Raw genomic sequence first — 21,637 nt, 5'->3', positions numbered from 1 at the left:
CATGTGCAGCTTTTCGCTCTCGCCGGTCGCGGGCGATGGACCGCCAGGCGCAACGCCGCCTAGCTGGAAGCCTCGGCGGTTGGCGCCCGAAGTGCCGCCGGACGCTCTTTGGCTGAGGATGGCGGGCGAACCGACGCCGGGTCCCGGAACACCGAGTTGAAACTAAGCTTGCCGGCCGCATCGACGGTCACGATCACGGCCCCGGACCCGGAGCCGGTCTCGAATTCCACCGCCACCGTCCTGGTTCCGCGCGCGGAATCGCGCATTTCCAGCACGCGGGTAATGCCGGAGGCGCTGCCGGGTGGCGTGGTCATGTCATCCCGTCCAACAAATCAATGGGCAAGCGGCGGTGGTGCCGGATGCGTAGCCCTCAAAATATATTGCGATAGTGGAATTATTGGAAGCGGGTCCGAGAGGTCCCGGACCGGCCCGCCCGTCCCGGCCTAGCCCTGCCTTCGCATCGGCATGCTCTCCAGCCGCACGGTTTCCCGCCAGCGATCCCGCCAGCGCGCCGCGATGCCTTCCACCTCCTCGGGCGAGGCCAGCCGCTGGATCAGCGACAGTCCCACGTCCCGCAGCAGAACCCTCTCCAGATCCCGCTCGTTGAAGCGGGCGATCAGTTCCTCCAGCATGGCATCGAGCTGCTCGGGCCCGCTGGGTAGCGGGCGAGGGTCGTCCGATGTCATCCAAGCCTCGTGATGACAGTCATTTCAGCTCCAGGTCTGCTCCTGCCGGGGCAGCCCCAGCCACCGCCATCGTTCCAGAGTAGAAGATGGCCTACAACCTGGGTTAATTGCGCAATGCGACAGAATCGCATCGACCGGCAAGTTTCTGCCAACCTGTAACCCGGCTGCGACGCTGCTCGGCGCTGGCCGGCACCGGCCGCAGCCCCGCCCAGGCCGTCGGGGCCAGGGAGGGCTCACCCCCCCGGCCTGCAACCGGCTGTGCCGAGCCTCAGTCCAGCCGAGCCCCGGACTGCTTCACCACCGCCTGCCACTTCTCGTCCTCGGCCGCGATGTAGCGGTCCAGCGCCTCCGGCCCTAGGGGCTTGGGCGTGCTGCCGATCTCGCGCAGCCGGTCGATCACCGCCGGCTCCGCCACGATGTCCGTCACCAGCTTCGCCAGCCTGTCCACGATCGGCTTCGGCGTCCGCCCCGGGGCCTGGAAGCCGAACCAGGCCACCGCCTCGAAGTCCGGTACCCCGGATTCCTTCACGGTCGGCACGTTCGCCAGGGCCGGCCAGCGCGTGCCGGAGGTCACGGCCAGCGCCCGCATCCGCCCGGCGGTCAGGTGGGGCAGGTAGCCCGGCAGGTTGTCGATCGCCACGTCGCAACGCCCCGCCATCACGTCCGGGATGATGGAGGCGGTGCCGCGATAAGGGATATGGGTGATGTTCACCCCCGTCTTGAACTTCAGCAGCTCGCCGCAGAGGTGCCCGGAGGTGCCGTTGCCCGGGCTGGCGAAGTTGATGTCCCCCGGCTTCGCCTTCGCCGCCGCCATCAGGTCCTGGAAGCTCTTGAACGGGCTATCGGCCCCGACGACAACCGCGTTCGGCACCTCGTTGATCAGCGCGACGCTCGCCAGGTCCTTGTGCGGGTCGAAGGGCAGCTTCGTGTAGAGGAACTGGTTGATGCTCGCCGTGCCGATGGTGAAGGTCAGCAGCGTGTAGCCGTCCGGCTCCGCCTTCGCGACCATCTCCGTCCCAATGTTCCCGCCCGCGCCCGGCCGGTTGTCGATCACCACGGGCTGGCCGAGGATCGTCGCCATCCGCTCGCACACCACCCGCGCCGTCAGGTCCGTCGCGCCGGCGGCGGGGAAGGGCACGATCATCCGGATCGGCCGGCTCGGGTAGTTCCCCGCCGCACCGCCCTGCGCCCGCACCACGGAAGGCGCGGCCAGGGGGGCGGCGAAGGCCGGCACCGCCAGAAGGGCGCCGCGGCGGGTGATGGAACGGATGGTCATAGGCGTCACTCCACGGTTGCACCGGATCGCCGGACCACGTCGCCCCACTTGGCGATCTCGGCCCGCACGAAGGCGGTGAAGGCAGCCGGGCTCGTGCCCCCGTCGGGGGTCAGCTCCGGCATCATGCCACCCAGGTCCGCGAGGCGGGCCTTGGTGGCGGGTTCTTTCACGATAGCGTCGATCTCGGCGCCGAGCTTCTCCACGATCGGCCGCGGCGTGCGCCCCGGGGCCTGGATGCCGAACCACCCCGTCGCCTCCACGCCGGGATAGCCCTCCTCGGCCGTGGTCGGGACATCCGGCAGGGCAGGGGTCCGGCTCGCGGTGGTCACGGCCAGCGCCCGGAACCGCCCGTCCCGGATATGCCCGATGGCGGAGGGCAGGTTGTCCACCGCCACCTCCACCCGCCCGGCCATCACCTCCGCCATCATCGGCCCCGCGCCCCGGAAGGGGACATGCGACATCTGGATCCCCGCCTGCATCTTCAGCAGCTCCCCCGTGACGTGGAGCGAGGTGCCGGCGCCGGAGGAGCCGATGTTCAGCTTGCCAGGATTGGCCTTCGCATAGGCCACCAGGTCCCGCAGCGTCTTCACCGGCAGGGAATTGGTCACGAAGATCACGTTCGGCACCCGCGTCACCAGCCCCACCTCGGCCAGGTCGTCCGGCCGGTAAGGCATGCGGTCGCCATAGAGAGTGTAGTTGATCGCGCCGGAGGACACGGTCTGCATCAGCAGCAGGTACCCATCCGCATCCCCCTTCGCCACCAGGTCGGAGCCCACGTTCCCGCCTGCCCCCGCGCGGTTCTCCACGGTGAAGGGCTGCCCCAGCCGGGACTGCAGCCGCTCCGCCACGATCCGCGCGGCCACGTCCGTGGTCCCGGCGGGCGCGAAGGGAACCACCAGCCGCACCGGCCTGGACGGGTAGGCGGACTGCCCGCGCGCCGCACCGGCCCGCAGCAGGAAGGGGAGGGAGAGGGCGGGCGCAACCAGCGCCGCGCGGCGGGACAGGGTCATGGGCGGCCTCCTTGGGGGCCGCGCGCGGGGATCTGCTGCCCCTCTTGGAGTCGCGGCCTGAAGGCAACAGGTGCCCCGCCCGCCACGCCCTGACAAGGCCCGCACGCTCCCGGCGCCTGCTACCGGCTGGACAGCCGCCGCCCGCCGCGCATCCCTCCTCCGGCGCCTGCATCCGATTCCCGGGTTCCGGCGTTGCGCCTCCGGCTGCCGCTAACCGACTGCGATGAGGAATCGGACCAGCATGGGCTTTCTCCGGACCTATGCCCGCGTGCTCGGGCTCCTCGCCCCGGACAAGTGGGTGGCGATCGGCCTCGCATTGGCAGCCCTCGCCCTGGCCGGCCTGCAGTTCCTCGAACCCGTCCTCTTCGGCCGCGTGGTGGATGTCCTCTCCGGCGCCGATCGCCGCCCGCAGGACATCGTCTGGCGCCAGGCCACCGCCCTCCTCGTCGTCTGGGGCGCTGTCGGCATCACCGGCATCGCCGCCAACGTCGCCGTCTCCCTCCTCGCGGACCGCATGGCCCACCGCAACCGGCTGGCCGTGATGCACCGCTACTTCCAGCACGTCCTGGCCATGCCGCTCTCCTTCCACGGAGACACGGCCTCGGGGCGGCTGATGAAGATCATGCTGGTGGGCACGGACCACCTCTTCGCCATCTGGCTCTCCTTCTTCCGGGAGCACCTGACCACCTTCATCACCGGCTTCGTCCTCCTGCCGCTGACCTTCCTGATGAACTGGCGCCTCGCCCTCGTGCTGCTGGCCCTGGTGCTGGTCTTCATCGTCGTCGCCGCCTTCGTCGTCTCCCGCACGCAGGAGGCCCAGGAGAAGGCGGAGAGCTTCCAGTCACAGCTCGCCGGCAACGCGCAGGACGCCCTCTCCAACGTCGTCGTCGTCCAGTCCTTCACCCGCCTGGCCGCGGAGGCGAAGCTCTTCGGCGACATCATGCGCCAGGTGCTGGACCACCAGTTCCCCGTGCTGAACTGGTGGGCGGTGGTCTCCGTCCTCACCCGCTCGGCCAGCACCATCTCCGTCATCACCATCTTCATCCTCGGCACCTGGCTGCACATGCGCGGGGAGGCCACGGTCGGCGAGATCGTCTCCTTCATGGGCTTCGCCACCATGCTCATCGGCCGGCTGGAGGGCGCGGTCGGCTTCGTCTCTCGCCTGCTGATGCAGGTCCCCGGCCTGCGCGAGGTCTTCGGCGTCCTCGACACCCGCTCCTCCGTCCCGGAGAAGATGGACGCCGTGGACATCGGCCGCACCGCCGGCCACGTCGCCTTCGAGCACGTCGCCTTCGGCTACCCCGGCGGCGGCAAGATCCTGAACGACGTCTCCTTTGAGGCCCCGCCCGGCAAGACCGTGGCCCTCGTCGGCCAGACCGGCGCCGGCAAGTCCACCGCCATGTCCCTCCTCCAGCGCCTCTGGGACCCCATCGAGGGCCGCATCACCATCGACGGCCACGACCTGCGCGACATCTCCCTGGAGAGCCTGCGCCGCAACGTCGGCGTGGTCTTCCAGGACGCCATGCTCTTCAACCGCACGATCCGGGAGAACCTCCTCGTCGGCCGCCCGGACGCCACGCAGGAGGAGCTGGAGCAGGCCTGCCGCATGGCCGAGGCCCACGACTTCATCACCCGCCAGCCCCAGGGTTACGACACCCCGGTCGGCGAGCGCGGCACCTCCCTCTCCGGCGGCCAGAAGCAGCGCCTCTCCATCGCCCGCGCCCTGCTGAAGGACCCGCCCATCCTCATCCTGGACGAGGCCACCAGCGCGCTGGACGCCGCCACGGAAGCCCGCGTCCAGAAGGCGCTGAAGGTCCTGATGGCCGGCCGCACCACCTTCATCATCGCCCACCGCCTCTCCACCATCCGCGACGCCGACGAGATCCTCGTCTTCGAGCTCGGCCGCATCGCGGAGCGCGGCACCTTCGAGGACCTGGTGGCGCAGGGCGGCCGCTTCGCGGAGCTGGTGAAGACCCAGCTCACCGGCACGGAGGCGAAGAAGCCCGCCCCCGTCGCCGCCTGAGAGGACCCGCAGGACGGGGGCGTTCAAGCGCCGGTGATCGCCGGCGTTTCCCCTTGTAACGTGACAGCCGCGTCATGACACCTTTCACCAGGGCAGAACGCCAGAGGAGGACGTCGTGACCATCGCATCCATCCTGCGCAACAAGGGACGGGAGGTCGTGAGCGTGGAGCCGGGCCAGAGCCTGCCCGAGGTCGCCAGCACCCTCGTCCAGCATCGCATCGGCGCCGTGCTCGTCCGCGGCGAGAACGGCCTGCCGGCCGGCATCCTCTCGGAGCGCGACATCGTCCGCCTCTTCGCCGAGAACAACGGCGCCATCAACGGCCTCACCGCCGCCGACGGCATGACGAAGATCCTCCACACCGTCACGCCGGAAACCCCGATCACCCGCGCCCTGGAGATGATCACCGACCGCCGCGTCCGGCACCTGCCCGTGCTGGACGGCGACCAGGTGATCGGCATCGTCTCCATCGGCGACCTCGTGAAGGCCCGCATCGACGCCGCCGTGGGCGAGGCCGAGGCCCTGAAGGAATACGTCACGACAAGCTGACCCGGCCGGGGCAGGGCAGAGGGCGCATCCAGAGTCCGGGGGCCGCGACCGGGCTGCCCCGGCCCGATAGGGGCTGGCCCGATCCCCGCCATGGTGGCAAGGGGCTGTGGCGTCGGGACTGCCGGCGCCCAGCCCACAGGTCCGCCCAAGGTCTGCTATGCCCCGCCCTGAATACGTCTTGACCCTGACCTGCCCGAACCGCCCGGGCATCGTGGCCGCCGTCGCCACCACCATCTTCGAGCAGGGCGGCAACATCCGCGAGGCCCAGCAGTACGACGACGCGGAGAGCCGCCGCTTCTTCGCCCGCATCACCCTGGACCACCCGGAGAACACCCTCGACATCCCCGCCCTCCGCGCCGGGCTGGAAACGGTGGGCACCCGCTTCGGCATGGAATGGACCCTGCGCGACCGCGCCGTCCGCCGGAAGGTCATCGTCCTCGTCTCGAAGTTCGACCACTGCCTGGCCGACATCCTCTACCGCTGGCGCCTGGGCGAACTGCCGATGGACCTCGTCGGCATTGTCTCCAACCACCCGCGCGAGACCTACCAGCACCTCGACTTCGCCGACGTCCCCTTCCACCACCTGCCCGTCTCCAAGGCCACGAAGCTGGAGCAGGAAGGCGAGGTCTGGCGCGTCATCCGCGAATCCGGCGCCGAACTCGTCGTCCTCGCCCGCTACATGCAGATCCTGTCGGACGGCTTGGCCGCAAAGCTGGCCGGCCGCTGCATCAACATCCACCACTCCTTCCTGCCGGGCTTCAAGGGCGCGCGCCCCTACCACCAGGCCCATGCCCGCGGCGTGAAGCTCATCGGCGCCACCGCCCACTTCGTCACCGCGGACCTCGATGAAGGCCCGATCATCGAGCAGGACGTGGAGCGCATCTCCCACAACGACACGCCGGACGACCTCGTCCGCCAGGGCCGCGACATCGAGCGCCGCGTCCTCTCCCGCGCCCTTCACTGGTGGCTGGAGGACCGGGTCCTCCCCAACGGCTCGCGCACCGTCGTCTTCCGGGACTGATCCACGCCCGGCGGGCGCTCACCCCGCCCGCCGGAGGTGCTCCACCAGCGCCCGCAGCTTCGGCGCCATGTTCCGCCGCCCCGGGAAGTACAGGAAGAACCCCGGGAAGGCCGGGCAATAGGGCTCCAGCACCGCCACGAGCTCCCCGCTGTCCAGGAACGGCCGGAAACTCTCCTCCATCCCGAAGGTGAGCCCCGCACCGGCCAGGGCCATGCGGATCATCAGCCGCATGTCGTTCGTCGTGACCTCCGGCCCCACCGCCACGTCGAAGTCGCGCCCCTCCTCCGCGAACTCCCAGCGGTACGGCGCCCGCCCCGGCCCCGGCCGCCACCCGATGCAGCGATGCGCCACGAGATCGCGCGGGTGCCCGGGCACCCCGTGCCGCGCCAGATAGGCCGGCGCGCCCACCACGAGCTGCCGCTGCGGGCCGGAGACCGGCACCGCCACCATGTCCTGCGCGATCACCTCTCCCAGCTGCACGGCCGCATCGTAGCCCTCCGCCACGATGTCGAAGCGATCATCCGTCACCGTGACGTCCAGCGAGACCTCGGGGCAGGCCTCGGCAAAGCGCGCCAGCACCGGCCCGGAGAGGAACCCCTCCGCGATCGAGGACACCGCCAGCCGCAGCAGCCCCGAGGGCCGCTCCGGCCGATCCCCCACCGCGGCCACCGCCGCCCGGATCTCCGCGAGCCCCGGCGCCACTCCGGCCAGGAAGCGTTCCCCCGCCTCCGTCAGGTTCACGCTCCGCGTCGTCCGCCGCAACAGCGCGATCCCCAGGGAGTCCTCCAGCCGCCGCACTGCCTGGCTCACCGCCGGCCGCGTCACCCCCAGCCGCTCCGCCGCCAGCCGGAAGCTCCGCGCCTCCGCGACCGCCACGAAGACCGAGACGGCCCCGAGATCCTCCGCCATACGTCACCTGCACTTACCAGTTCATGAAGAATAGGGCGGATTATCCCTCTAATCCTATCCCTCTATCTCCTCCCCCGTCGCCGGGCGGCACCGCCCGGAACGGATCGGAAGGGATCTCCCATGAACAAGGTCGTCCTCATCACCGGCGCGTCCAGCGGCATCGGCGCCGGCATCGCCCGGGAACTCGCCGCGGCGGGCGCCACCGTCGTCCTCGGCGCCCGCCGCACGGACCGCATCGAGGCCCTGGCGCAGGAGCTGAACTGGGCCGGCGCCACGGCCCTGGCCCACCCGCTGGACGTGACCAGCCGCGCCAGCATGGAGGCCTTCGCCGAGGCCGCCCGGAACGCCTACGGCCGCGTGGACGTCATCGTGAACAACGCCGGCATCATGCCCCTCTCCAACATGGCCGCCATGAAGGTGGAGGAGTGGGAGCGCATGGTGGACGTCAACATCAAGGGCGTCCTCTACGGCATCGCCGCCGTCCTGCCGGAGATGACGGCGCGCGGCTCCGGCCATGTCGTCAACATCGCCTCCATCGGTGCCCTCTCCGTCTTCCCCTCCGCCACCGTTTACTGCGCGACGAAGTACGCCGTCCGCGCCATCTCCGACGGGCTGCGGCAGGAGAACTCGGCGCTGCGCGTCACCTGCATCCACCCCGGCGTGGTGGAGAGCGAGCTGGCGAACACCATCACGGATCCCGCCGCCGCCGAGGTGATGCGCACCTACCGCCAGATCGCCCTGCGGCCGGACGCCATCGCCCGCGCCGTCCGCTTCGCCCTGGAGCAGCCGGAGGACGTGGACGTGAACGAGATCGTGGTGCGCCCCACGGCGACCCAGGCCTGAAGGGCACCGCCCGGCCTGCGCCGCACGCCGGGCGGCGGGGCGCCACAGTTTCATTGCCGCAACCGGCGTGTGCTGGTTGTCACACCCCGAACCGCCGGAGGTCCGGCCCCCGTTCCTTCACCCAAATGAATGAGGCTAGGTTGCCCGCACCGCCGCAAGCAGAACGGGGCGATCATGGAAAGCGACCTGGAACGCGTGCTCGGCCTCGTCTACGAGGCCGCGCTGCACCACGAGCGGTGGCCCGACGCCCTCGACGCGATCTCGGAATTCCTGGGAGGGGAGGGCGGTTCCCTCGGCGTCGATCACCGGCACACCCAGATCGCGGTCAGCACCGGCCTCGGCGAGGAGATCCTGAGCGGCTACGATCCCCACTGGCACCGGGTCAATCCGCTCTGGCCGGGCGTCCTCGCCGCGCGGACCGGGGCGGTGGCGGTCGATCGCCATGCGCTGGACTGGAGCACCTACCGGCGCAGCGAGTTCTACAACGACTTCGTCCGGGCACGGGGCGGCGACGGATGCCTGCTGGTCAAGGCGCTGGAGACGGAGGCGGTCACGGCCGTCGTGACCATCCACCGCGGCCGCGGGCGCGGCGACCGCGCCTTCGGCGAGGAGGAGGCCGGGCGCGCCGCGCTGCTCGCGCCTCACCTCATGCGCGCCATGGAGATGAGCGGCCGTCTCGGCGCCCTCCATCAAGCCGAGACGTTGGCGGCCGAGACCCTGGAACATCTCCCCCAGGCCGCCTTCATCGTGGACGCCGCATCCCGGATCATCATCGCCAACCGCCGCGCCGAAGACCTTCTCCGCCAGGCGGACGGCCTGTCCCATAGCCCGGACGGGCTGCGCGCCGCCCGCCCCGCCGAGACGGCCGAGCTGCGGCGCCAGATCGCCGCCGCAGCGGCCCCGGACGGCGCCTCGACGCTGGGCCGGCGCGCGACCCTGCTCCTTGAGCGGCCGTCCGGCCGGCAGGCGCTGGCCGCGCTCGTCGGCCCCTTCCGGTCCAGCACGGGGTGGAGCCTCGTCCTGGGCATCCCGGCCGCCGCGATGGTCCTCGTCAACGATCCCGAGACCGCCACCCTGCCCGCCGCGGAACACCTGCGCCGCCATTTCCGCCTCACCCCGGCCGAGGCGGCCCTCGCCCTCGCCGTCGCCCAGGGGGAGGGGATCCCGGCCGTGGCGGAGGCGCTGAACATCTCTCCCAACACCGCCAGAACCCATCTCCAGCACGTCTACGACAAGACCGGGACGCACCGGCAGGCCGAGCTGGTCCGGCTGCTGCTGACGACCTTCAACGGCTACCACGACCACCCCGGCTGAACCCTCGCCGGGGGCCACCCAAGGGTGCCCCTTCCTCCACGCGCGGCAGCGTCGCCGCCCCCGCGCTTGACCTGCACTGGGCCGGATGCCACCTCTCCCGCCCTCTTTTCCTTGTAAGGCCCAGCTCACCCCCATGCCCGCGATCACGCTGCCCGACGGTTCCGTTCGATCCTTCGACGGGCCTGTCACGGGCACCACCGTGGCCGCGTCCATCGGCCCCGGCCTCGCTAAGGCGGCGCTGGCCATGGAGGTGAACGGCGCCCTCAAGGACCTTTCCGTCCCCATCGAGGCCGATGCGCGCCTCCGCTTCATCACGCGCAAGGACCCCGAGGCCCTCGGGATGATCCGCCACGACGCCGCCCACGTGCTGGCCGAGGCGGTGCAGGAACTCTTCCCCGGCACCCAGGTCACGATCGGCCCGGCCATCGAGAACGGCTTCTACTACGACTTCGCCCGCAACGAGCCCTTCACGCCCGAGGACTTCCCGGCCATCGAGGCAAAGATGCGGGAAATCATCTCGCGGAACGCGAAGTTCGAGCGCGAGGAGTGGCCCCGCGAGGACGCGATCCGCTTCTTCGAGGAGCGCGGCGAGCGCTTCAAGGCCGAGCTGATCCGCGACCTCCCCGAGAGCGAGACGATCAGCATCTATCGCCAGGGCGAGTGGCTGGACCTCTGCCGCGGCCCGCACATGCGCGGCACGGGCGATATCGGCACCGCCTTCAAGCTGCAGAAGGTCGCCGGCGCCTACTGGCGCGGCGACCACCGCAACCCCGTCCTCTCCCGCATCTACGGCACCGCCTGGCGCGACGCGAAGGAGCTCGAAGCCCACCTCACCATGCTAGAGGAGGCGGAGAAGCGCGACCACCGCCGCATCGGCAAGGAGATGGACCTCTTCCACCTGCAGGAGGAAGCGACGGGCAGCATCTTCTGGCACCCCAAGGGCTGGCGCCTCTACCGCACGGTGGAGGACTACATGCGCCGCCGCCTGGACGCCTCCGGCTACGACGAGGTCCGCACGCCCCAGCTCGTGGACCGCAAGCTCTGGATCGAGTCCGGCCACTGGGAGAAGTTCCGGGAGAGCATGTTCATCGCGACGGTCGAGGACGAGTCCGAGAAGGACCGCGTCCTCGCCCTGAAGCCGATGAACTGCCCCTGCCACGTGCAGATCTTCAACCAGGGCATCCGCAGCTACCGCCAGCTTCCCCTCCGCATGGCGGAGTTCGGCGCCTGCCACCGCTACGAGCCCAGCGGCGCCCTGCACGGCATCATGCGCGTCCGCGCCTTCACGCAGGACGACGCCCATATCTTCTGCACCGAGGACCAGATCGCCTCCGAGACGGTCCGCTTCGTCGCCCTCCTCTCCTCCATCTACCGCGACTTCGGCTTCGAGAGCTTCCGCGTGAAGTTCAGTGACCGCCCGGAGAAGCGCGCCGGCACCGACGAGACCTGGGACCGCGCCGAAGGCGCCCTGCGCGAGGCCTGTGCCACCGCCGGCGTCGAGTACGAACTGAACCCGGGGGAGGGCGCCTTCTACGGCCCCAAGCTTGAGTTCGTGCTGCGCGACGCCATCGGCCGCGACTGGCAGTGCGGCACCCTGCAGGTCGATTTCGTCCTGCCGGAGCGCCTGGACGCCGAGTATGTGGGCGAGGACGGCGCCAAGCACCGCCCGGTCATGCTGCACCGCGCCATCCTCGGCAGCTTCGAGCGCTTCCTCGGCATCCTCATCGAAGAGCACGCCGGCCGCTTCCCCCTCTGGCTCGCCCCGACCCAGGTCGTGGTCGCCAGCATCGTGGACGACGCCGCCCCCTACGCGGAGGAGGTGGCCGAGGCCCTGCGCGCCGCCGGCCTCGCCGCCAGCACCGACATCCGGAACGAGAAGATCAACCGCAAGGTCGCCGAGCACATCGAGGCCCGCGTCCCGATCCTCGCCGTCGTCGGCCGGCGGGAGGCCGAGGAGCGCAACCTCGTCCTCCGCCGCCTCCCCGGCCGGGAGCAGGAGACCCTTCCCCTGGCCGACGCCATCGCCCGCCTCGTGGCCGAGGCCGCCCCGCCCGACCGCGCCGGCAGCTTCGCCACGGCAACCGAAGCGTAAAACTCTGATCCCGAGCGAAAGCTGAAATCTCCCCGGCGCCGCGGCCCGATCGTCTCGGCGCCGGTCTGATTGTAAAATCCGGCTTGACCTCCCCGCGTGACGGTTGCAGACGCCATCGCCCCGCACCATAACCTTCCCAGACCACCACAACAGGAGACTACCCCTGGCCCGAGGCCCTATGCCCAACAGCCTCCCCACCCGCGACGGACCGCGGGTGAACGAGGAGATTCGCGCGCCCCAGATCCGCCTTATCGACCAGGATGGCGAGATGGTCGGCGTGATGAGCGCGCGCGAGGCCCTGGCCCGCGCCTACGACGTCGGCATGGATCTGCTGGAAATCAGCCCCAACGCCGAGCCGCCCGTCTGCAAGATCACCGACTTCGGCAAGTTCAAGTATGAGCAGCAGAAGAAGGCCAACGAGGCGCGCAAGCGCCAGAAGGTCGTGGAGATCAAGGAGATCAAGGTTCGTCCGAACATCGACGACCATGATTACGAGGTGAAGATGAAGCAAATGAAGAGCTTCATCGAGGAAGGGGACAAGGTGAAGGTCACCCTCCGCTTCCGCGGCCGCGAGATGGCCCACCAGGATCTCGGCGCGAAGGTGCTGGAGCGGATCCGGAACGAGATGGCCGAGGCCGTGAAGGTCGAGTCCATGCCCCGGCTGGAAAACCGCCAGATGATCATGGTGCTGGCCCCGAAATAGGCCTGCCCGCACAGGCCGCCACGAAAAAGGGCCCCGATCCGGCGGATCGGGGCCCTTCTCACATCCAGCGCCCGGATCGGCGCGAATGCCCGTCAGCGCAGCGGGGCACCCTGGCGCTCGCGGGTGAAGGTCGTGTCGGGGCCCGTGGTGCCCAGCGTGCCCGTGCCGCCCGGCGTCAGCGGCGCGCCGGTCCCCTCGCGGCGGAAGGTGTTCCCCGCCGGATCCGTCTGCAGCGGGGTGGACGGCCCGCTCGTCATCGGCGCCCCCACGCGCTCGCGGGCACTGCTCGTGTCCACCGGGGGCGTGTTCCCCTGGCAGGCCGCCAGGGCCAGCATCGGCAGGGCCACCGCGGCCATCGCAAGCTTCCGGCTACCGAAACGGATGTCGCTCATCGCAGTCGTTCCCTTTCCCAGGGCGCGGACCGTCCCACGCCCTCCCGTTAAGCCGAATCGCAACACCAACCCGGCACCGCGTTAACGGACACGGAATAGTCCATCCAGGGAACGACAAAGGAAAGGTTCTCGTACCGAAACCGCCGCCCTGTGGCCGCGAAGCGCCGCCCGCACCACCGCGCGGGAAAGCCGAGGGCCGGGGCGGGAAGGGACCCCGCCCGGGCCTCAGCCCCTCAGAGGGGCGCCCCCCGGTTCGCGTCGAACACCGTCGGCGTCTCGTTCAGCAGCCGGCTCGTGGCCGGGTCGCGGCGCAGCGGGTTCGTGTTCTCGTTGGTCCGGTCCGGCACCACCGCGCCCCCGCAACCCGCCAGCGCCAGCAGCGCCGCCGCGGCCAGCGCCGCGACAGATCCTTTTCGCACCATGGGCCAACTCCTCCCGGCTGTTCCGCTTCGAACGGCCCGCAGGCCGCCCGGATGCATCGCTCCCCGGAGGTTGCGCCGGGAAGGGCCCCTCAGCGGTTCGCCAGCTCCACCAGCGTCGCCGCCAGAACCCGCGCCCCGGCTGCCAGCTGGCCGGGCTCGGAGTATTCCGCCGGGTTGTGGCTCACCCCCTTGCGGCAGGGCACGAAGATCATCCCCGTCGGGCAGAGCGGCACCATGAACTGCGCGTCGTGGAAGGCCCCGCTCGGCAGCGCCAGGGAAGCCAGTCCCTGCGCGTCGGCGGCGGCCTGCACCGCGTCCGTCACCAGCGGGTCGAACTCCACGGGCAGCGCGTGGAACCGCTCCGTCACCGTCACCTCGCAGTTCTTCACCGCGCTGCGGATCGTCGGCTCGATCGCGTCCCCATTGGCGATCAGCAACTCCTTGTCCGGGTGCCGGAAGTCGATGGTGAAGCGCACCACGTCCGCCACGGTGTTGGAGGTGTTCGGCTTCACGTCGATCTGCCCCACGGTGAAGCGCAGCACGTCCGTCGGGTCCGTCATCAGCGCGTTCAGCGCCGTGATCGCCCGGATCATGTCCTGCACCGCGTCCTTCCGCAGGGAAACCGGCGCCGTGCCCGCATGCGCCGTCTCGCCCCGCAGCTCCACGATGAACCACCGGCTGCCCTGGATGCCTGTGACGACGCCGATATCCTTCGCTTCGGCCTCCAGCCGCGGCCCCTGCTCGATATGCGCCTCCACATAGGCGAAGGGCTTGCCCCCCAGCGGCCGGTGGTGGAGGTCCGCCTCCGCCTTGCGGTGCTCGTCCAGCGCCTGGCGGAAGGTCACGCCCTCATGGTCCGCCACCGCGTCCCAGGTGTTGGAAGGCTTGTAGTGGGCATAGGCCATGCTCCCCATGCAGCCCGGCGCGAAACGCCCGCCCTCCTCGTTCGTCCAGGCCACCACCTCGATCGGACGCTTCGTCTGCACGCCCGCCTCGCGGATCGCCTGCACCGCCTCCAGTCCCGCGATCACGCCCCAGATGCCGTCGAACCGCCCGCCATTGGGCTGCGTGTCCATGTGGCTGCCCGTCAGCACCGGCGCCGCCGCGGCATCCGTCCCCTCGTGGCGCAGGAACAGGTTGCCGATCTCATCCACGGAAACCGTCAGCCCCAGCCCCTCCGCCCAGGAGATCAGCAGCCGCCGCGCCTCCCGGTCCAGCGGCGTCAGGCAGGCGCGGTTCACGCCCGGCGAGCCGTCCGTGCCGGTGATGGCGCCCAGCTTCGCCAGTTCCATCAGCCGGTCCCATTGCCGGCCCTCGTCCACGGCCGCGATCAGGTTGGGGGCGGTGCTCGCGCTCATGGGGGTCCTTCCGTGACCGGGTGGGGAGGGCCGGGCCCCGTGACCGGGCCGGAGATGCCCGGGCATTTGCGGCGCCGCACCCCGGAAGATCAACCCGCCGCCCCGTTGATTTCACGCAAAGCCTTCCGACACATGCCCTGGCAACAAGCGGCACGCCGCGTGCTACGCCCCGCCGAACCCGGGAGAGCATCGCCGGCCGGGCGGGGAACCGCCCGAGAAGCCGCTCCCCCTAAACGCCTGCCCCAGGCCACTGGGATCCGCACAACTGCCAGGGACCGCCATGCCGGACGCCACGCCAGCCCCGACCGCCTCCCAGTCCGAAGCCCTGGCCGCCCTCGCCGCCGAGGCCCGCCGCCAGCTCCGCCTGCTGGACTACCCCCGCCACCCCTGGGTGCCCTCCCAGGGGGAAGGGGTGCTGGACGTGGCGATCATCGGCGCCGGCCAGACCGGCCTCGTCACCGCCCACGGCCTCCTGCGCGAACGGGTGCAGCGCGTCCGGGTCTTCGACGCCGCGCCGAAGGGCGAGACCGGCGTCTGGACCACCTTCGCCCGGATGCGGACCCTCCGCACCCCGAAGCACGTCACCGGCCCCGACCTCGGCATCCCCGCGCTCACCCCGCGCGCCTACTTCACGGCGCGGGACGGCGAGGCCGCCTGGGAGAGCCTGCACAAGATCGGCCGCGTGGACTGGCAGCATTACCTGGACTGGCTGGAGGAGACGCTGGAACTCCCCGTCGCCCATGGCCACCGCCTCCTCCGCATCGGCCACACCGCCGCGCAGGAACCCCTGGAGCTCACCTTCTCCACCCCCTCGGGCGAAGCCGTCATCCGCGCCCGCAAGCTCGTTCTCGCCACCGGTATGGATGGCATGGGCGGCTGGTCCATCCCCGCGCCCTTCGACAGCCTTCCCCCCGCCCGCGTCTCCCACACCTCCGGCCACGTGGACTTCGGGGCGCTGAAGGGCCGCCGCATCCTCGTCGTCGGCGCAGGCGCGTCAGCCTTCGACAACCTCGCCACCGCGCTGGAAGCCGGCGCCGCCCACGCCATCATGCTGGTGCGCCGCCGCCAGATGCCGCGCGTGAACCCCTTCCGCTGGATGGAGCAGCCCGGCTTCCTCGGCCAGCTCTATAGCCTGCCGGACGCCATGCGCTGGCGCTTCATGCAGCACATCTTCGCCCTCAACCAGCCGCCGCCCCAGGAATCCTGGAACCGCGTGGCCGAGGACCCGCGCTTCGAGCTGCACATGGGCAGCCCCGTCACCGCCGTGCGGGAGGAGGGGGGCGAGGTCGTCGTCACCACCCCCCGCGCCGAGCACCGGGCGGACCACGTCATCGTCGGCACGGGCACCGCCTTCGACCTGGCGCTCCGCCCGGAGCTCGCCCCCTTCGCCGAGCACATCCTCCTCTGGCGCGACGCCTACACCCCGCCCGCCGGCCTGGAATTCCCCGCCCTCGGCGCCTGCCCCTACCTGAACAGCGACTTCTCCATGCGCGAGAAGACCCCGGGCGCCGCCCCCTTCCTGCACCACATCCACATGATCAACTACGGCTCCACTGCCTCCATGGGCCTCTCCGGCGCCACCATCTCCGGCATGAAGTACGGCACCATGCGGCTGGTGGACGGCCTCTGCCGCCGCTTCTGGCAGGAGGACGCGGAGCACCACCTCCACACCCTCCTGAGCTACGACGAGCCCGAGCTGACGAGCGTCATCCCCGGGGAACTCCCCGTCCTGGCCGCGGAGTGAGCGCGGTGAAGCCCTCCGCCCTCTCCACCCACGTCCTGGACACCGCCAACGGCATTCCCGCAGCAGGCATGGCAATCGAGCTCTGGCGCATGGAGCCGGAGCCCGCGCGCCTGTCCCGCACGATCACCAACGCCGATGGCCGCACCGATTCGCCCCTCCTCACCCCCGAGACCTTTGCCCCCGGCCGCTACGAACTGCGATTCGAGGTAGGCGCCTACTTCGCCGCGAGGGGAGGGGACCCGGGCTACCTCGGGACGGTCACGATCAACGTCGGCCTGCGCGAAGCGCAGGGGCACTACCACGTCCCGCTCCTCTGCTCGCCCTGGTCCTACTCCACCTACCGGGGAAGCTAGGCCCGAGGGCGTATCGATCCCCAAACGGCCCCCACTGGCCGAAAGCGGTCGAATTCGACAATCTTCCCGCGCCGGCCCCCGTTAGGTGGTCCGGTGCGGCTGCGATGGCGCAGGCGCTGCAAGCCAGGGAAGACCTCCAATGAACCCCTCACGCGCCCTCCTGCGGAACTCGGCGGCCTTCGCCGCGCTCGCCCTTCTCGCCGCCTGCGCCCAGTCCGTCCCGCCCCCCACCCCGACGCCGGAGCCGATGCGCGGCGCGCCGCTGCCGGCCGGGGCCCCGGCCCCCGTCTCTGGCGGCACCCCGTCGATCTCCACCGAGCCGATGCGCGGCGCCCCGCTGCCCGCCGCCGGCAGCGGCGCCATCAACCGCAGCAACGCCGTCCCGGACATCGGCACGGAGCCGATGCGCGGCGGCCCGCTGCCGTCCAGCACGGACCAGCGCCGGTTCTGAACCCGGCAAGCGGGGCTGCGCCACCACGGCGCGGCCCCGTCCCGGCGCTTCGGGGGCGCGCCTGACAGAGCTTCCGCGCGGCGCCCGCGGACTCAACCGGCATAGGGCGAGGGATCATCCAGCCCCGGCGGTGCCGAAACCCCCGGATCGCGCAGGATCAGCCCCGCATCATTCTCGGAGACCTTGTTCGCCCGCTTGTTCACCGGCCAGCAGGCCAGCCACTCCGGCGGGCAGGGCCGTAGCAGCCTGAGCAGTTCATCCCGCAAAGCCTCCTCCTCTCCCAGCCAGGCCGGCCAGGCCTCCCGCGGCAGGATCACGGGCATGCGGTGGTGCAGGGGCGCCTGCTTCGGATTCGCCTCCGTGGTTATGACCGAATAGGTCCGCAGCCAGTGTCCCTCCGGGTCCTTCCACCCCTCCCAGATTCCCGCCAGGGCCATCGGCTCCCCATTCGCCAGCGCCACCGCGAAGGGCTGCTTCGGGTCCTTTGTCCGCGCCGTGCCCTCTGCCTCCTTCGGCGAGAGCCACTCGTAGAACCCGTCCGCCGGCACCAGGCACCGCCGCTTCACGAAGGCATCACGGAAGGAAGGCTTCTCCGCCACGCCATCCGCCCGCGCATTAATCAGCCGCGCCCCGTCCTTCGCATCCTTCGCCCAGCGCGGCACCAGACCCCAGCGAAGCAGGTCCAACTGCCGCCGCCCCGTCTCCGGGTTCCGCCGCAGCACTACCCCGTCCTGTGTCGGCGCCATATTCCAGTTCGGCGCGAAATTCGGCAGCGCGTTCGTCTCCGGCACCGCGAAGTAGTCACGCACTCCCGCCGGATCCCGCTGAAGGAAGTACCGCCCGCACATGCGCCGCTCCGTTGCAATCCGTCATTCGCCGCGCCCCGGCCCGTGGCAACCCGGGCGCAGCCCGCCACGTTCTTAACCCAGAGCAACACGGCAAGGAGACAACGCCATGGCGATCGATAAGGACCGCGTCGAGGGTTCCCTGAAGCAGGCCGGCGGCGCCATCAAGGAAAACGTGGGCGCCGCGATCGGCGACAAGAAGATGGAAGCTGAGGGCGCGGCCAAGCGCGCCGAGGGCAAGGTCCAGAACGCCGCCGGCGGCGTGAAGGACGCGGTGCGGGACGCCACCGACAAGGCCTGATCCACAAGGGTCAGAAGGGAAGGGCGGGCCGCCGCAAGGCGCCCGCCCTTCCTGCGTTCAGAAGGGCAGAATCGCGTCCAGCACCTGCTGCCCGTAACGCGGCGCCTGCACGTCGCTCACCGTGCCCCGCCCGCCATAGGCGATCCGCGGCTCCGCCAGCCGGTCGTGCTGTACCGTGTTGTCGCTGGCGATGTCCTGCGGCCGGATGATGCCGGCGATGCTCAGGTCCCGCATCTCCTGGTTCACCCGCACCTGCTGCCGCCCGCCCACCACGAGATTCCCGTTCGGCAGCACCTGGGTCACCGTTGCCGCGATCCGCATCGTCACCGCCTCGTTCCGCTTGATCTCCCCCTTACCGACCGACGAGTTGGCGGAGGACGCCTCCACCAGCTTCGACGGATCGATCCCGTTCGGCAGGAAGCGCGCATAGGACGCATCCAGCCCCAGCAGCCGGGGAATCCCCATGTTCTCCGAATTGTCCCGGCTCCGATCCGTGCTGTTGGACAGCGCCGCATTGTCCCTGATCGAGACGAGGACCGTGATCAGGTCTCCCACCGCCGCCGCCCGCTGGTCCCGCAGGAAGGTCCGGCTCCCCGGACGCCACAAGCTGTTCGCCACCAGCTGCCGCGCATCCTGCGGCGCCGGCATCGGCATGGAGACGGGCCGATAGTCCGGGTCCCGCGTCGGATCGCTGATCGGCGCCATGTCCGGCGCGTGCCCGATCCGCGCCAGCCGTTCCGCCGTCCCGCACCCGGACAGCGGCACCAGCATCGCCAGCAGCACCGCGCCCCGCATCACCGGTTCACCGGCACGCTGCCGAAGGCCACCCGCACCCGTCCCGGCCCGATCGCCTCCGCCTCCACCACCGAGCGCGACGAGAGATTCATCACCGGCACCACCTCGCCCCGCGCGGCCGCTGCCATGGCCCGCCCCTGCGCGCTCATGCTCACTCCCGGTCCCTCCACCAGCATCGTCACGACCGCGTTCTTCTCGATCACCGGCGGCAGGGAGAGATCAGCCAGCGCGAACCCCACGCCCTCGCCCACAGGCCGCCGCAGCGCCTTCCCCACCACCTGCCCAGGATCGCTCGCGAGCCCCGCCCGCACCCGCTCTGCCCGCTGCCGCACCAGCCGCAGGTCGCTCGGCGCCACCACCTCGCCCAGAGCGAGCCGTCGCGTGGCAACCACCACCGCCGCCGTCGCCACAGCCCGCCCCGCAACCCGCATCCGCAGCGTCGGGATCCCCTCCGCCACCACCACGAGCGTCGCCGAGAAGCGGTTCGTCGCCGCCTCGAAAACCGGCTGCTCCAGCGCCAGCTGCACGAAGGACGCCAGCGGCACCATCGGCGCCTGGAACCCCGGCAGTTCCAGCTCCGCCTGCGTGTCCAGCCCCATCCGCCCGAGATCCCCGCGCAGCAGGTCGAGGACCTCGTCGCGCGCCACCGCGCGCCCCGGCCGCTCCACCACCACCGTGTCCGCCGCCGTCAGCGGCCGCCACGCCACGCCGTTCCCTCGCGCGATCGCCAGTAGCTGCGCCGCTTCCACCACGATCCGCCGCCCCGGCGCCGGCGCCGGCCCCACCGCGCGCGCCGCATTCGCCCCCACCCCGTCGAACAGGTCGGAGAGCCGGACGACAGAATCCTCCACCACCGCCACTGGCCGCAGCACCGCCAAGTCGGCTCGCGCCACCTCCGGCAACAGCAGCACGAGCAAGAGGACCAGCGCCCGCATCACTTCAGCCGTGCGATGGTGCTGAGCATCTCATCGCTCGCCGTGATCACCTTGCTGTTCATCTCATAGGCCCGCTGCGCCGTGATCAGGCTGGTGATCTCCTGCACCACGTTCACGTTCGAGGTCTCGATGAAGCCCTGCATGATGTTCCCGTACCCCGGTGCCCCCGGCGCCCCCTGCTGAGCCGCGCCCGAAGAAGCCGACGCCACGAGGAGGTTGTCCCCCACCGCCTCCAGCCCGCCCTCGTTCGCGAAGATCGCCAGCTGGAACTGCCCGACATTCTGTGCCGCCGTCTGTCCGGCCAGCTTCACCAGAACTTCGCCGTTCCCGTTGATCGTCACGTCCGTCGCATTTGCGGGAATGGTGATTCCCGGCATCACCGGATACCCCTCCGCAGTCACGATCACCCCTTCGGGCGAGAGGCCCAGCGTTCCGTCGCGCGTGTAGGCCGTCTCGCCCGATGGCAACTGCACCTGCAGCATCCCGTTGCCGCGGATCGCGATGTCGAACTTGTTCTCGGTCTGCTGCAGGCTGCCCTGCTCGTGGATGCGGTACACCCCCGCCGTCCGCACGCCCAACCCCACCTGCGCGCCGGAAGGTAGTGTGGTCCCCGTATCGGAGGACTGCGAGCCAACCCGCCGCATGTTCTGGTACATCAGGTCCTGGAACTCCGCCCGGCGGCGCTTGAACCCCGTCGTGCTCATGTTCGCGATGTTGTTGGAGATGACCTCGACATTCGTCTGCTGGGCCATCATGCCCGTGCCGGCCGTCCAGAGCGCGCGCATCGCCTAACCCCTCCCAACCCGCATCAGCCGCGCTTTCGCAGAATGCGCTCGACGGCGCCGGAGAGCCGCTCGCCCTCCTTCTCCGCGAACTGCGCCATGAACTGGAACTCCCGCATCTCCGCCGTCAGCCGCGTCAGCTCCGCCACCGGCTGCACGTTGCTGCCCTCCACCGCGCCCTGCACCAGCGCCGGCCGCTCCACGTTCTCCGGTGCCTGCCCTGGCGCGGCGGCGAGCAAGCGGCTCCCCTCCGTCAACAGGTCCTGCACGTCCTCGAAGCGCACCACGCGGATCCGCCCGATCTCGCCGTTCTCGCTCGCCAGCGTGCCGTCGCCCTTGATCACCAGCCGCGTGTCGCCCGGTGCCACCTGCAGCGGGTTCCCCCCGGCGCCCAGCAGCGGATTCCCCTCCATGTCCACCACCGTCCCGTCCGCCCCCAGGGAGAACCGCCCGGCGCGCGTGTACCGCTCCCCGCGCGGCGTCTGCACCGCGAAGAACCCGGCGCCGGAGATGGCGACATCCAGAGGATTCCCCGTCGTCTGCACCGCCCCCGGTGCCTCCTCGCGCCAGGTCGCACGGTCCTGGGAGAAATAGGTCGTCTCGCCGCCCGGCACCGCGCGCGCCTCGCGCTGCCGTTCCAGGTAGGCGGTGAAAACGGGCCGCGAGGCGCGATATCCCGGCGTCTCCGCATTCGCCATGTTGTGCGCCAGCACGTCCACCGCGCGGTTCTGCGCCACCAGCCGCGAGAGGGCGATGTAGCCGGGATTGTCCATCCGCGTCGCGAGCCTTTTGCCGTCCGGGCCCGGAGCATGGCCCCCAATCCTTACCAAAGCAT

At 70.7% G+C, this 21,637-nt stretch carries 24 protein-coding genes; 11 read left to right on the top strand and 13 right to left on the bottom strand.

What is annotated here, in order from left to right:
- Nucleotides 1-59: 59 nt before the first annotated feature.
- The 4 genes from NRP21_RS01425 to NRP21_RS01410 all read right to left on the bottom strand — a co-directional run bounded on the left by NRP21_RS01425 (nucleotide 60) and on the right by NRP21_RS01410 (nucleotide 2,972).
- The gene (locus NRP21_RS01425) at nucleotides 60-314 is read right to left on the bottom strand and encodes a hypothetical protein (protein ID WP_257714380.1); all 255 of its coding nucleotides are present in this window, start codon (nucleotides 312-314) and stop codon (nucleotides 60-62) included.
- Nucleotides 315-443: 129 nt separating this feature from the next.
- Nucleotides 444-686: a hypothetical protein gene (locus tag NRP21_RS01420; RefSeq protein WP_257714379.1), complete on the bottom strand. Its 243-nt coding sequence runs from the start codon at nucleotides 684-686 to the stop codon at nucleotides 444-446.
- Between the two features lie 268 nt (nucleotides 687-954).
- On the bottom strand, nucleotides 955-1,962 hold the full coding sequence (locus NRP21_RS01415) for a Bug family tripartite tricarboxylate transporter substrate binding protein (protein WP_257714378.1): 1,008 nt from the start codon (nucleotides 1,960-1,962) through the stop codon (nucleotides 955-957).
- Between the two features lie 5 nt (nucleotides 1,963-1,967).
- Entirely contained in the window at nucleotides 1,968-2,972 is a 1,005-nt protein-coding gene (locus NRP21_RS01410; protein WP_257714377.1) for a Bug family tripartite tricarboxylate transporter substrate binding protein, read from the bottom strand.
- 241 nt (nucleotides 2,973-3,213) lie between these two features.
- On the opposite strand from NRP21_RS01410, the gene NRP21_RS01405 reads away from it, so the two are divergent.
- The 3 genes from NRP21_RS01405 (at nucleotide 3,214) to purU (ending at nucleotide 6,563) form a co-directional block, all read left to right on the top strand.
- Nucleotides 3,214-4,995 (top strand): glucan ABC transporter ATP-binding protein/ permease, encoded by a 1,782-nt coding sequence (locus tag NRP21_RS01405; protein ID WP_257714376.1) that lies wholly within the window; start codon nucleotides 3,214-3,216, stop codon nucleotides 4,993-4,995.
- A gap of 115 nt (nucleotides 4,996-5,110) precedes the next feature.
- Nucleotides 5,111-5,542, top strand: a complete 432-nt coding sequence (locus NRP21_RS01400; protein WP_257714375.1) for a CBS domain-containing protein — start codon at nucleotides 5,111-5,113, stop codon at nucleotides 5,540-5,542.
- Nucleotides 5,543-5,699: 157 nt separating this feature from the next.
- Complete coding sequence (purU, locus tag NRP21_RS01395; RefSeq protein WP_257714374.1) at nucleotides 5,700-6,563, top strand: formyltetrahydrofolate deformylase; 864 nt, start codon at nucleotides 5,700-5,702, stop codon at nucleotides 6,561-6,563.
- Nucleotides 6,564-6,581: 18 nt separating this feature from the next.
- Here purU and NRP21_RS01390 read toward each other — a convergent pair whose 3' ends face one another.
- Nucleotides 6,582-7,472 carry a LysR family transcriptional regulator gene (locus tag NRP21_RS01390; RefSeq protein ID WP_257714373.1) on the bottom strand — a complete coding sequence of 297 codons (891 nt, stop codon included), beginning with the start codon at nucleotides 7,470-7,472 and terminating at the stop codon, nucleotides 6,582-6,584.
- A 120-nt stretch (nucleotides 7,473-7,592) separates the two neighbouring features.
- Here NRP21_RS01390 and NRP21_RS01385 point away from each other — a divergent pair, with 120 nt between their 5' ends.
- The 4 genes from NRP21_RS01385 to infC all read left to right on the top strand — a co-directional run bounded on the left by NRP21_RS01385 (nucleotide 7,593) and on the right by infC (nucleotide 12,424).
- The gene (locus NRP21_RS01385; RefSeq protein WP_257714372.1) at nucleotides 7,593-8,315 is read left to right on the top strand and encodes an SDR family oxidoreductase; all 723 of its coding nucleotides are present in this window, start codon (nucleotides 7,593-7,595) and stop codon (nucleotides 8,313-8,315) included.
- Between the two features lie 174 nt (nucleotides 8,316-8,489).
- Nucleotides 8,490-9,629: a helix-turn-helix transcriptional regulator gene (locus tag NRP21_RS01380; protein ID WP_257714371.1), complete on the top strand. Its 1,140-nt coding sequence runs from the start codon at nucleotides 8,490-8,492 to the stop codon at nucleotides 9,627-9,629.
- Between the two features lie 133 nt (nucleotides 9,630-9,762).
- The gene (gene thrS / locus NRP21_RS01375; protein WP_257714370.1) at nucleotides 9,763-11,721 is read left to right on the top strand and encodes a threonine--tRNA ligase; all 1,959 of its coding nucleotides are present in this window, start codon (nucleotides 9,763-9,765) and stop codon (nucleotides 11,719-11,721) included.
- Between the two features lie 178 nt (nucleotides 11,722-11,899).
- Nucleotides 11,900-12,424, top strand: coding sequence for a translation initiation factor IF-3 (infC, locus tag NRP21_RS01370; protein ID WP_257714369.1), 525 nt, complete (start codon nucleotides 11,900-11,902; stop codon nucleotides 12,422-12,424).
- A gap of 92 nt (nucleotides 12,425-12,516) precedes the next feature.
- Here infC and NRP21_RS01365 read toward each other — a convergent pair whose 3' ends face one another.
- The 3 genes from NRP21_RS01365 to NRP21_RS01355 all read right to left on the bottom strand — a co-directional run bounded on the left by NRP21_RS01365 (nucleotide 12,517) and on the right by NRP21_RS01355 (nucleotide 14,596).
- A complete protein-coding gene (locus tag NRP21_RS01365; protein WP_257714368.1) occupies nucleotides 12,517-12,816 on the bottom strand; it encodes a hypothetical protein in 300 nt (99 codons plus the stop codon).
- Between the two features lie 233 nt (nucleotides 12,817-13,049).
- On the bottom strand, nucleotides 13,050-13,238 hold the full coding sequence (locus tag NRP21_RS01360) for a hypothetical protein (RefSeq protein ID WP_257714367.1): 189 nt from the start codon (nucleotides 13,236-13,238) through the stop codon (nucleotides 13,050-13,052).
- Between the two features lie 89 nt (nucleotides 13,239-13,327).
- Entirely contained in the window at nucleotides 13,328-14,596 is a 1,269-nt protein-coding gene (locus NRP21_RS01355; protein ID WP_257714366.1) for a M20 family metallo-hydrolase, read from the bottom strand.
- 280 nt (nucleotides 14,597-14,876) lie between these two features.
- Between NRP21_RS01355 and NRP21_RS01350 the strand changes: the two genes are divergently transcribed.
- The 3 genes from NRP21_RS01350 to NRP21_RS01340 all read left to right on the top strand — a co-directional run bounded on the left by NRP21_RS01350 (nucleotide 14,877) and on the right by NRP21_RS01340 (nucleotide 17,144).
- Nucleotides 14,877-16,340, top strand: coding sequence for a SidA/IucD/PvdA family monooxygenase (locus NRP21_RS01350; protein ID WP_257714365.1), 1,464 nt, complete (start codon nucleotides 14,877-14,879; stop codon nucleotides 16,338-16,340).
- Between the two features lie 5 nt (nucleotides 16,341-16,345).
- Complete coding sequence (gene uraH / locus NRP21_RS01345) at nucleotides 16,346-16,693, top strand: hydroxyisourate hydrolase (RefSeq protein WP_257714364.1); 348 nt, start codon at nucleotides 16,346-16,348, stop codon at nucleotides 16,691-16,693.
- A 139-nt stretch (nucleotides 16,694-16,832) separates the two neighbouring features.
- The gene (locus tag NRP21_RS01340; RefSeq protein ID WP_257714363.1) at nucleotides 16,833-17,144 is read left to right on the top strand and encodes a hypothetical protein; all 312 of its coding nucleotides are present in this window, start codon (nucleotides 16,833-16,835) and stop codon (nucleotides 17,142-17,144) included.
- A 92-nt stretch (nucleotides 17,145-17,236) separates the two neighbouring features.
- On the opposite strand, the gene NRP21_RS01335 is transcribed toward NRP21_RS01340, so the two are convergent.
- The gene (locus NRP21_RS01335) at nucleotides 17,237-17,992 is read right to left on the bottom strand and encodes an SOS response-associated peptidase (protein WP_257714362.1); all 756 of its coding nucleotides are present in this window, start codon (nucleotides 17,990-17,992) and stop codon (nucleotides 17,237-17,239) included.
- 106 nt (nucleotides 17,993-18,098) lie between these two features.
- Between NRP21_RS01335 and NRP21_RS01330 the strand changes: the two genes are divergently transcribed.
- The gene (locus NRP21_RS01330) at nucleotides 18,099-18,290 is read left to right on the top strand and encodes a CsbD family protein (protein ID WP_308219858.1); all 192 of its coding nucleotides are present in this window, start codon (nucleotides 18,099-18,101) and stop codon (nucleotides 18,288-18,290) included.
- A gap of 57 nt (nucleotides 18,291-18,347) precedes the next feature.
- Here the strand turns inward: NRP21_RS01330 and flgH are convergent, their stop codons facing one another.
- From flgH to flgF, 4 genes are read right to left on the bottom strand one after another with little or no spacing between them, the layout of a single operon-like run.
- Nucleotides 18,348-19,085, bottom strand: a complete 738-nt coding sequence (gene flgH / locus NRP21_RS01325) for a flagellar basal body L-ring protein FlgH (RefSeq protein WP_257714361.1) — start codon at nucleotides 19,083-19,085, stop codon at nucleotides 18,348-18,350.
- Complete coding sequence (gene flgA, locus NRP21_RS01320; RefSeq protein WP_257714360.1) at nucleotides 19,085-20,020, bottom strand: flagellar basal body P-ring formation chaperone FlgA; 936 nt, start codon at nucleotides 20,018-20,020, stop codon at nucleotides 19,085-19,087. The genes flgH and flgA overlap by 1 nt, the downstream gene beginning before the upstream one ends.
- A complete protein-coding gene (gene flgG, locus NRP21_RS01315; protein ID WP_257714359.1) occupies nucleotides 20,020-20,805 on the bottom strand; it encodes a flagellar basal-body rod protein FlgG in 786 nt (261 codons plus the stop codon). Before flgG ends, flgA begins: the two co-directional genes overlap by 1 nt.
- A 23-nt stretch (nucleotides 20,806-20,828) precedes the next feature.
- A complete protein-coding gene (gene flgF / locus NRP21_RS01310) occupies nucleotides 20,829-21,575 on the bottom strand; it encodes a flagellar basal-body rod protein FlgF (protein WP_257714358.1) in 747 nt (248 codons plus the stop codon).
- Between the last annotated feature and the right edge of the window lie 62 nt (nucleotides 21,576-21,637).

It is taken from the genome of Roseomonas populi, assembly GCF_024594815.1.
Taxonomy (GTDB): Bacteria; Pseudomonadota; Alphaproteobacteria; order Acetobacterales; family Acetobacteraceae; genus Roseomonas; species Roseomonas populi.
The sequence above is the reverse complement of the archived record's forward strand: the minus strand, read 5'-3'. Positions and strand labels throughout refer to the sequence as shown.

Coding starts and splice junctions, on each gene's coding strand:
- NRP21_RS01405 (WP_257714376.1), top strand. CDS start 3,214: ATGGGCTTTCTCCGGACCTATGCCCGCGTGCTCGGGCTCCTCGCCCCG.
- NRP21_RS01330 (WP_308219858.1), top strand. CDS start 18,099: ATGGCGATCGATAAGGACCGCGTCGAGGGTTCCCTGAAGCAGGCCGGC.
- NRP21_RS01390 (WP_257714373.1), bottom strand. CDS start 7,472: ATGGCGGAGGATCTCGGGGCCGTCTCGGTCTTCGTGGCGGTCGCGGAG.
- NRP21_RS01385 (WP_257714372.1), top strand. CDS start 7,593: ATGAACAAGGTCGTCCTCATCACCGGCGCGTCCAGCGGCATCGGCGCC.
- flgG (WP_257714359.1), bottom strand. CDS start 20,805: ATGCGCGCGCTCTGGACGGCCGGCACGGGCATGATGGCCCAGCAGACG.
- NRP21_RS01340 (WP_257714363.1), top strand. CDS start 16,833: ATGAACCCCTCACGCGCCCTCCTGCGGAACTCGGCGGCCTTCGCCGCG.
- purU (WP_257714374.1), top strand. CDS start 5,700: ATGCCCCGCCCTGAATACGTCTTGACCCTGACCTGCCCGAACCGCCCG.
- infC (WP_257714369.1), top strand. CDS start 11,900: ATGCCCAACAGCCTCCCCACCCGCGACGGACCGCGGGTGAACGAGGAG.
- NRP21_RS01380 (WP_257714371.1), top strand. CDS start 8,490: ATGGAAAGCGACCTGGAACGCGTGCTCGGCCTCGTCTACGAGGCCGCG.
- NRP21_RS01415 (WP_257714378.1), bottom strand. CDS start 1,962: ATGACCATCCGTTCCATCACCCGCCGCGGCGCCCTTCTGGCGGTGCCG.
- flgF (WP_257714358.1), bottom strand. CDS start 21,575: ATGGACAATCCCGGCTACATCGCCCTCTCGCGGCTGGTGGCGCAGAAC.
- NRP21_RS01355 (WP_257714366.1), bottom strand. CDS start 14,596: ATGAGCGCGAGCACCGCCCCCAACCTGATCGCGGCCGTGGACGAGGGC.
- thrS (WP_257714370.1), top strand. CDS start 9,763: ATGCCCGCGATCACGCTGCCCGACGGTTCCGTTCGATCCTTCGACGGG.
- NRP21_RS01350 (WP_257714365.1), top strand. CDS start 14,877: ATGCCGGACGCCACGCCAGCCCCGACCGCCTCCCAGTCCGAAGCCCTG.
- NRP21_RS01420 (WP_257714379.1), bottom strand. CDS start 686: ATGACATCGGACGACCCTCGCCCGCTACCCAGCGGGCCCGAGCAGCTC.
- flgH (WP_257714361.1), bottom strand. CDS start 19,085: ATGCGGGGCGCGGTGCTGCTGGCGATGCTGGTGCCGCTGTCCGGGTGC.
- NRP21_RS01360 (WP_257714367.1), bottom strand. CDS start 13,238: ATGGTGCGAAAAGGATCTGTCGCGGCGCTGGCCGCGGCGGCGCTGCTG.
- NRP21_RS01425 (WP_257714380.1), bottom strand. CDS start 314: ATGACCACGCCACCCGGCAGCGCCTCCGGCATTACCCGCGTGCTGGAA.
- NRP21_RS01410 (WP_257714377.1), bottom strand. CDS start 2,972: ATGACCCTGTCCCGCCGCGCGGCGCTGGTTGCGCCCGCCCTCTCCCTC.
- NRP21_RS01335 (WP_257714362.1), bottom strand. CDS start 17,992: ATGTGCGGGCGGTACTTCCTTCAGCGGGATCCGGCGGGAGTGCGTGAC.
- NRP21_RS01365 (WP_257714368.1), bottom strand. CDS start 12,816: ATGAGCGACATCCGTTTCGGTAGCCGGAAGCTTGCGATGGCCGCGGTG.
- flgA (WP_257714360.1), bottom strand. CDS start 20,020: ATGCGGGCGCTGGTCCTCTTGCTCGTGCTGCTGTTGCCGGAGGTGGCG.